We start from the raw sequence: 8,925 nt of genomic DNA on the forward strand, positions 1-8,925 counted from the left end.
CCCATGGTTGATGCAAGACTTAAAGATGGTAGCCGTATTAATGCCATCATCCCACCACTAGCCCTGGATGGTCCTGCGCTATCGATACGTCGCTTCACAGTGGATAAATTACAAGTGCAGCAACTCATTGACTACGGCTCAATGACGCAGCCTATGGCCGATTTTATCCAAGCGACCGTATTAGGCAAGTTAAACATTCTAATTTCTGGCGGTACCGGTAGTGGTAAAACGACATTATTGAATATTTTGTCTGGCTTCATTCCTGATAATGAAAGAATTATAACCATTGAAGATTCAGCAGAATTACAACTTCAGCAGCCACATACGGTAAGACTTGAAACCAGACCAGCTAATATTGAAGGCAAAGGTGAAGTCAGTCAACGTGAGCTAGTAAAAAACTGCTTACGGATGCGCCCAGATCGAATTGTCATCGGTGAAGTACGTGGTAGTGAAGCTATCGACATGTTAGCGGCGATGAACACTGGTCACGAAGGTTCCATGACAACACTGCATGCCAACACACCACGTGATGGCTTAGGCCGATTGGAAAATATGGTTTGCATGGCTGGGTTTGACATGCCAGTTCATAACATTAGAACTCAAATATCATCTGCAATTGATATAGTCGTGCAATTGCAGCGCCAAGAAGATGGTAAACGACGCATTACTAGTATCCAAGAAGTCACAGGCATGGAAGGAGATATGATCACCATGTCTGAAATATTCACTTTCAGACGCGAAGGCAAAAATGAAGATAATAGTATCAGAGGCCGATTTGCTGCCACAGGAGTAGTACCGACCTTCTCACGTAAGCTTAAAGATAAGGGAATTGAACTTCCTCACAGCTTATTTACTGTCGATATGCTCTCTAACGGATTTTAAGCGGAGGCTTTATGAGTTCTCAAATCATTTTTTTATTATTGGTATTTGCCGCTGTCGTACTATTATTTCAAAGTTTATTTATCTCCGTATACAGCCCGCAAAGGGCTAATTCCAAACATATACGTAAGCATTTAGCTTCATTGGCAGATCGTGGTGAAGAAGCCGAAGCAGAAATATTAATTAATAAAAAAGTCGAATCACTTCCGCCTATTCTACAGTGGGTCGAATCATTACCCTTAATTTATAGTTACACCTATAAGATGGAACTTTCAGGGTCAAAGTTGTTAGGCCACCAATATTTATTAATTACCCTTGCCTTGTGTTTTATCAGCGCAATAACAGCATGGTTTGTTAGTCTCGATATTATTTTTTCAGTATTTTGTGTCATCGTGATGTTTACGATCATGCATTTAATCTTGAATCGAAATATTAATAAAAGAATGGAAAATATTGAGCAGCAATTTCCAGAAGCATTAGACGTACTTAAACGTGGTTTGCAAGCAGGTTATGCTTTTAGTGACTCAATTAAACTAGTTTCTGAAGAACTCGAAGGTGAATTATCCGATGAATTCAAGCTTATGTTTAATCGAATTAACTATGGTAACGATGCGCATACCGCTCTGTTAAGTTTTGTTAAACGAGTGCCAAGTACCTCCGCAATGGCATTTTGCAGTTCAGTATCTATCCATAAAGAAACCGGTGGTAACCTCGCTGAAAATATCGAGAATCTATCCAAAATAATTAGACAACGATTTACCTTCAAGCGCCGTGTAAAAACATTATCCGCAGAGGGACGACTGTCAGGTTGGATACTAGTCTTGTTACCTTTTGCTTTATTTGCAGTGCTTTATATCACATCCCCAGATTACGTAAGTATCTTAATAAATAGCCCCGAGGGCTTAAACCTCCTCAAATGGGGCGGTATAGGTATGTTATCCGGCATATGGTGGATCAGTAAATTAATCAAAATCGAGGTCTAGTCATGAACCAAATTACGCAATTTTTAGATTCTTTTATAACAGATGCCGACCAGATGAAATGGGCTGTATATCTGATTGCAGGTTTAACAGGGATAACCCTCGCTATTGCGTTATCATCCTTGGCATCTGGCCTTTATTCACCAGTCAAACACCAATTAAATAAGCTATCTAAAGAGTCTCAACCATCGCCAGATTTAGCTAAAGAATATGAATCATCTCTAGAGCACAATATTGATAAACTTAATCATATTCCCTTTATCAATAAACATTACCAAGGTGATTCATCGACTAAAAAATTACTTATTCATGCCGGTTTCCACTCCCAGGACGCATTGAAAATATTTAATTCGATTAAGCTGTTATTACTATTAGCAAGTGGCGGGATTGTCGCAATCTTAAGCCATCAAATATTTAGTTATTCTACAACCGCGTCCGCATATATTATTGCGATTGTGCTTGGTGTTGCCTATCTTCTACCGGGTATCATCTTAAAAAAAATGGCTAATCGAAGAATGGCTGATTTGCGTAAGTACTTTCCAGATGCGCTTGATCTACTTATTGTTTGCTGTGAATCTGGACTGGGGTTATTAGAATCATTTCAACGTGTTGCAAAAGAATTAAAACTTGCACATCCCTATTTGGCCTATGAACTAAATTTAGTCTGTAGTAAAGTTCGCTATGGACTGACCTTACAGCAGGCATTAAAAGAATTTAGTGACAGAACAGGTTTAGAAGACATAAGAGGTCTTAATTCTGTCATCGTGCAAAGCTTAAGATTAGGAACCGGTGTAGCAGCAACAATTCGTATTTATTCTGATGAGTATCGGGAAAAAAGACTACAAATAGCAGAAGAAAACGCAGCGAAATTAGGTGTGAAAATGATATTCCCTATGATGTGCTGTATTTGGCCGTCATTCTTTATTGTGGCGATTGGGCCAGCCGTATTACAAGTTATGAATACTTGGGGAGATGCATTTTGATAAAAAAATCATATCGGGTTAGTTACTGGCTATCTGCCATTCTAGGATTAACGCTTTTATCTGGCTGTACAACCACCACCCCCCATAATGATAACCAACTTAGATTATCTGATGTAGAGCCAGACTCAAGACAATCAATAGTTACGCAAGCAATGACAGCCGAGCAAAACAGTCAATTCGATAAAGCCATCGTTCTTTATGCTAAAGCATTAAAGTTACAACCTAGCGATGAAGACGATGCAACAACCACAATGACCAACACCAGCATATTTTATAAAATTGGTCTGCTTGAAGTTAGACAAGGTAATGTTGAGCTTGCTAGAAAAGCGTTTGGAGAAGTACTTAAAAGTGAACCGACGCATAGCGCAGCTCAGACCCAACTTGGTGTTATATATTTAACCCAAAAAAATAAACAAGATGCTATGGTTTTATTAACCAAAGCCATCGCCACGGATCAACTGCGCCTTGCCAATCAATCCAAATCAAAAGACGCTTATTTTGCACTCGATGAACTCTCACCATTAGAAGCTTACATGGGATTAGCGGTCATTCATGATCTTAAAAATGACCACAATAAAGCCATGACTTTATTCAAGTTGATATTACCAATAACACCGCAAGACCCGCTTTTATTCACTAACATAGGATATTCTTATTATCTTTCAGGCAATTTTGTTGAAGCTGAAATAAATTTTAAAAAAGCCATCGATCTCGATATGGAGTTTTCAAGAGCTTGGGTTGATTTAGGTTTAGTTTATGTCCGTAAGGGAATGTATACAAAAGCACTACAAACCTTAAAACAAGTTATGCCTACAGAACATGCTTATAATGATATCGGTTACTTCTTGATACTCGAAGGCCGCTATCGTGAAGCAGAATATTTTCTCGAACGCGCAATAGAGCTTTCTCCAAGTTATTTTGTTAAAGCAAATGTTAATCTTGAAAACCTTAAACTGCACATGAACAAAGACATCGACCTTGCTTATTCAAAAGAATAATCACCATTTGTTAACGACAGTTGTTTTTTTAATATAGAAATTTTATAAAAAATAGTCAAAAAGCGTTGCAATTTTATCCTAGATTGCTATTGTGAACTCAACCACACTTATTAGTAACAATATACTAACTGGATAAAATATATGAATAACAACCTGAAAGTAAACGTGCATCACCATCATCATATTTGATTAGCTTTCAGGCTGTTGACTGGAGGTGTATGCATGCAAACTTCCGGAACTCACTTAGAAAAACCCTCGGAAGATAAAACTTTCGGGGGTTTTTTCGTTTATAGACAATTATTTTGACAAGGTTAAAGGATGACTATGTTAGAGATTAAAAATGACCAACCAAGACTAAGAATCGCAATTCAAAAATCAGGCCGTCTGAGCACTGAATCTCAAAATTTGCTTAAAGCAATGGGTCTTAAAATTAACATGCGTGAACAACGTTTAATCGCGCACTGTGAAAATATGCCTATCGACCTACTTCGTGTACGTGATGACGATATCCCTGGTTTAATCATGGACGGTGTTGCTGACCTCGGTTTCATTGGCGAAAACGAATTAGAAGAAAAAGAATTAGAACGTAAACGCCTCGGTGAACCCGCTGAGTATACATTGCTTAAACGTATGACCTTCGGTGGCTGTCGTTTATCTATCGCCGCGACAGAAGAGTTTGATTACCAAGGTCCGCATTCATTAGAAGGTCTACGCATTGCAACCTCTTACCCTGAGTTGCTTAAACGGTATCTTGATGAGCAAGGCGTTAACTTCAAATCAGTCATGCTTAATGGTTCTGTTGAAGTAGCCCCCCGCGCTGGTATTGCAGACGCAATCTGTGATCTGGTATCAACAGGTGCGACGCTGGAAGCAAATGGACTCAAAGAAGTACAAGACATCTTTCATTCTAAAGCGGTATTAATTCAAGCAAAATCAGCATTATCAACAGACAAGCAAGCATTAGTTGACCGTTTAATGGTTCGTGCTCAAGGTGTTATGCAAGCCAAAGAAAGTAAGTACATCATGCTACACGCACCTAAGTCGCAACTTGATGCCGTTATAGCTCTACTTCCTGGCGCTGAAAACCCAACGGTATTACCACTTGCATCAACTGACGATATAGTTGCAGTACACTTGGTTAGTACTGAAAAACTGTTCTGGGAAACCATGGAAGAACTTAAACAGTTAGGCGCAAGTTCAATTTTAGTATTACCAATTGAAAAAATGCTAGGTTAGTAGCAAACATGCATAAGCAATGTTAAGGGAGGATCAAGCATGAAAACAGTAATATGGGATCAACTAACTCAGGTTGAAAAAACAGCATTATTAATGCGTCCAGCAATATCCAATTCGGCAAAAATAAGTGGCATTGTCACTGATATTATTGCGCAAGTTAGAAATGAAGGTGATAACGCATTAAAAGCATTAACGGCAAAGTTTGATAAAATTGAAACAGATTGTTTGCGTGTATCTGCAGCTGAAATTGAAGCGGCATGTTTACGCGTAGACGCTGATACTCAACAAGCAATCAAACAAGCTCAACAACACATTCATTGTTTCCACCAAGCACAAGTACAAGATACGATCCGTGTAGAGACAATGCCTGGTGTGGTTTGTGAAATGCATACTGTGGCGCTTGATGCTGTTGGTCTATATATCCCCGGCGGCAGTGCACCACTGCCGTCAACTGTACTCATGCTTGCAACACCGGCTAATATTGCAAATTGTGAACGTATTGTATTAACAACACCACCACCGATTGCCGATGAAATTTTGTTTGCCGCGCAATTATGCGGCGTAACAGAGATTTATACCCTTGGTGGAGCACAAGCGATTGCCGCCCTCGCTTATGGTTCTAAATCAATTAATAAAGTAGATAAAATATTTGGCCCAGGTAACGCGTTTGTAACAGAAGCCAAACGCCAAGTAAGCATGGATATTAAAGGGGCCGCAATTGATATGCCAGCGGGTCCATCTGAGGTGCTGGTTATTGCAGATGCGAACGCTGATGCAAGTTTTATTGCCGCAGATCTACTCTCTCAAGCTGAACATGGGCCTGATTCACAATCAATATTAGTGGTGTCTTCAAGCACGTTAGCAGCCGAAGTATCTGAACAAGTTGATCAACAATTAGCCTGCTTATCACGTCAAGACATTGCGGTTCAGTCGATTGCCTCAAGCTTAATTATTATTACCAATAATACAGCAACCGCAATCGAGATCAGTAACCTATATGCACCAGAGCACTTAATCGTGCAAACAGAAAACGCTCGTAGTTTATTGCCAAAACTAAAGCATGCTGGCTCAATTTTTTTAGGGGCTTGGTCACCAGAATCTGTAGGTGACTATGCGAGTGGCACTAATCATGTATTGCCTACCTATGGCTACACCAAAACCTATTCAAGTTTAGGGCTTGCTGATTTTACTAAACGCTTTACTGTTCAGGAGTTAACCCAAGATGGTCTCAAGAGCTTGGCGAAGACGGTCACTTGTCTGGCTGATGCAGAAGGACTCGACGCACACAAACGCGCCGTTACAATCAGAACCGATCGCTTGGGAGAAATGTAATGAACAGCAAGATAGCTCGATTAGCAAGAAAGAACGTGCAAGAACTAACACCGTATCAATCAGCACGTAGAATTGGTGGTACTGGTGATGTTTGGCTCAATGCCAATGAAGCGCCTGATTCAGGTCATTACTCCTTAGATTGCAGCCGTTTAAACCGTTACCCGGAATTTCAACCCGAGTCTGTCATTAATGGTTATGCTGAATATGCAGGGGTAAAACCAACGCAAGTTATCACAACTCGTGGTGCTGACGAAGCAATTGAATTGCTTATTCGTACATTCTGCGAACCCGGTATTGATAGCATTTTAATTAACCCTCCTACTTATGGTATGTATGAGATTAGTGCTGAAACATGTGGTGTGGCCACAATGAAGCAAGCACTTGATGTTAATTTCGACCCTGATTATGACGCAATCAAAGCCCAATTAGACACAGTTAATATCGTGTTCTTATGTGCTCCAAATAATCCAACCGGAAATCTAATCGATACGGCTAAATTAACGGATTTATTAAGTGCAGCCAAAGACAAAGCGATTATCGTTTGTGATGAAGCTTATATTGAGTTTTGTCCCGACGCATCGCAAGTTTCATTATTACAAGATTTTGATAACCTTGTAATTTTGAGAACACTATCAAAAGCATTTGCTTTGGCGTCAATTCGTTGTGGCTTTGCATTAGCCAGTAATACCGTTATTGGTTTATTATCAAAAGTCATCGCTCCCTATCCAGTACCCGAACCAGTAGCGCAAATTGCCAGTCAGGCGCTAACTGAAAAAGGGATTGCTGTCATGCAATCACGTGTAACGCAACTTAACGGTATGCGTAATGCGTTTGTCGATGAGCTTAACCAGTTACAAGGAATAGAAAAAGTATTCCCTGCAACCGGTAATTATGTCTTAGTACAATTTAATAACAGTCAAAAAGTGTTTAGCTTATTAGGTGAACAAGGTATTGTATTAAGAGATTTTAGTGCTAAAGCACGATTAGAAAACTGTATTCGAATCACCTTAGGCAACGCGGCTGAAATGAACAGTACCTTAGTCGCTTTAAAGTCTGTACTTTCTTAATTACAGAAATCATAAAAGAATAAAAATAAACAAGCAGGAGCCCGATGTGAGCAAGGAAAAATTCTTATTTATTGATCGCGATGGTACATTAATTGATGAGCCTATTAGTGATAAACAAGTCGACAGTTTAGAAAAACTAAAATTTGAACCGTTAGTGATCCCAGCATTACTTAAGTTACAACATGCAGGTTTCACACTGGTCATCGTCTCTAATCAAGATGGGCTGGGCAGCGAGAGTTACCCGCAAAGTGATTTTGATATCCCACAAAATGCAATGATGGCATTATTTGCTTCTCAAGGCGTTAACTTCGAGTCGGTACTATTATGCCCGCATTTTAGCGAAGATAATTGTAGCTGCCGTAAGCCAAATTTAGGTATGGTAAAAGAATATTTGCAGTCTGGTCGCATCGACTTTGCTAACTCTTATGTTATTGGCGACCGCATTACTGACATTCAACTTGCTGAAAATATGGGGATTGAAGGCATCCTGTATAGCCGTAGTGATTTAACTTGGCCAATGATTGAAGATAAAATTTTGGCTAAAGGTAACCGCGTTGCAAGTGTTACCCGTACGACAAAAGAAACTGACATTAAAGTAGATATTGATTTAGATAGCCAAGGTGGCAGTCAAATTGATACAGGCATGGGCTTTTTTGATCACATGCTAGATCAAATTGCCACACACGGTGGCTTTAGGTTAAATCTCAGCGTTGCTGGCGATTTACATATTGACGATCACCACACAGTGGAAGACACTGCGCTTGCATTGGGTAATGCTATTAACCAAGCATTAGGTGATAAACGCGGAATTGGCCGTTTTGGTTTTGTTTTACCGATGGATGAATGTGAAGCGTCCTGCTCACTGGATTTATCCGGCCGAGCTTACCTACAATTTAATGCTGAATTCCCACGCGATCACATTGGTGAGTTTGCAACAGAAATGGTGCCGCATTTCTTCCGTTCATTAAGTGACGGGATGGCCGCAACACTGCACCTTAAAGCGGAAGGTAAAAACACCCACCATTTAGTTGAAAGCTTATTTAAAAGCTTTGGTCGTACCCTTCGCCAATGTATTAAAGTTGAAGGTGACATGCTACCAAGTTCAAAAGGAGTGCTTTAATGGATCAAACCACAATCAAAGATCAAGCTAATTGTCATGTTGTCATTATTGATACTGGTTGTGCCAATCTTTCATCAGTAAGATTTGCTGTTGAGCGCTTAGGTTATCCAGTCACAGTCAGCCGCGAACCTGCTGTATTACGTAATGCGTCTAAATTGTTCTTACCTGGCGTTGGTACTGCAAAAGAAGCGATGAAGAACCTAGCTGATCGTGAACTTATCACATTAGTAAAAAGCTTAACTCAACCAGTATTAGGTATTTGTCTGGGCATGCAGCTACTAGCCGAATTCTCAGCAGAAGGCCAAGTAGCAACACTGGGCCTAATTGCAG

Annotated in this window: 9 protein-coding genes and 1 other annotated feature; all 9 genes read left to right on the top strand. The window is 39.9% G+C overall.

The genetic code is table 11. The features are described from left to right. Positions 1 to 882, top strand: an 882-nt coding sequence (locus tag QNK26_RS07040; RefSeq protein ID WP_319221814.1) for a CpaF family protein, incomplete at its 5' end; no start/stop codon positions are given. 11 nt (positions 883 to 893) lie between these two features. Further along, a complete protein-coding gene (locus tag QNK26_RS07045) occupies positions 894 to 1,862 on the top strand; it encodes a type II secretion system F family protein (RefSeq protein ID WP_319221815.1) in 969 nt (322 codons plus the stop codon). 2 nt (positions 1,863 to 1,864) lie between these two features. Beyond that, positions 1,865 to 2,842, top strand: a complete 978-nt coding sequence (locus QNK26_RS07050) for a type II secretion system F family protein (RefSeq protein WP_319221817.1) — start codon at positions 1,865 to 1,867, stop codon at positions 2,840 to 2,842. Next, positions 2,839 to 3,840, top strand: a complete 1,002-nt coding sequence (locus QNK26_RS07055) for a tetratricopeptide repeat protein (protein WP_319221819.1) — start codon at positions 2,839 to 2,841, stop codon at positions 3,838 to 3,840. The genes QNK26_RS07050 and QNK26_RS07055 overlap by 4 nt, the downstream gene beginning before the upstream one ends. Positions 3,841 to 4,007: 167 nt before the next feature. Next, positions 4,008 to 4,127: a sequence feature (His leader region), on the top strand. A gap of 37 nt (positions 4,128 to 4,164) precedes the next feature. Beyond that, a complete protein-coding gene (hisG, locus tag QNK26_RS07060) occupies positions 4,165 to 5,076 on the top strand; it encodes an ATP phosphoribosyltransferase (RefSeq protein ID WP_319221820.1) in 912 nt (303 codons plus the stop codon). A 39-nt stretch (positions 5,077 to 5,115) separates the two neighbouring features. After that, positions 5,116 to 6,408, top strand: a complete 1,293-nt coding sequence (gene hisD / locus QNK26_RS07065; RefSeq protein WP_319221821.1) for a histidinol dehydrogenase — start codon at positions 5,116 to 5,118, stop codon at positions 6,406 to 6,408. Further along, positions 6,408 to 7,475, top strand: a complete 1,068-nt coding sequence (gene hisC, locus QNK26_RS07070) for a histidinol-phosphate transaminase (RefSeq protein WP_319221823.1) — start codon at positions 6,408 to 6,410, stop codon at positions 7,473 to 7,475. The genes hisD and hisC overlap by 1 nt, the downstream gene beginning before the upstream one ends. Before the next feature lie 46 nt (positions 7,476 to 7,521). Then, positions 7,522 to 8,595, top strand: coding sequence for a bifunctional histidinol-phosphatase/imidazoleglycerol-phosphate dehydratase HisB (hisB, locus tag QNK26_RS07075; RefSeq protein ID WP_319221824.1), 1,074 nt, complete (start codon positions 7,522 to 7,524; stop codon positions 8,593 to 8,595). After that, positions 8,595 to 8,925, top strand: a 331-nt coding sequence (locus tag QNK26_RS07080) for a glutamine amidotransferase-related protein (protein WP_413816352.1), incomplete at its 3' end; no start/stop codon positions are given. The genes hisB and QNK26_RS07080, both read left to right, overlap by 1 nt.

The organism is Moritella sp. (assembly GCF_033791185.1).
In the GTDB taxonomy this organism is placed as follows: Bacteria; Pseudomonadota; Gammaproteobacteria; order Enterobacterales; family Moritellaceae; genus Moritella.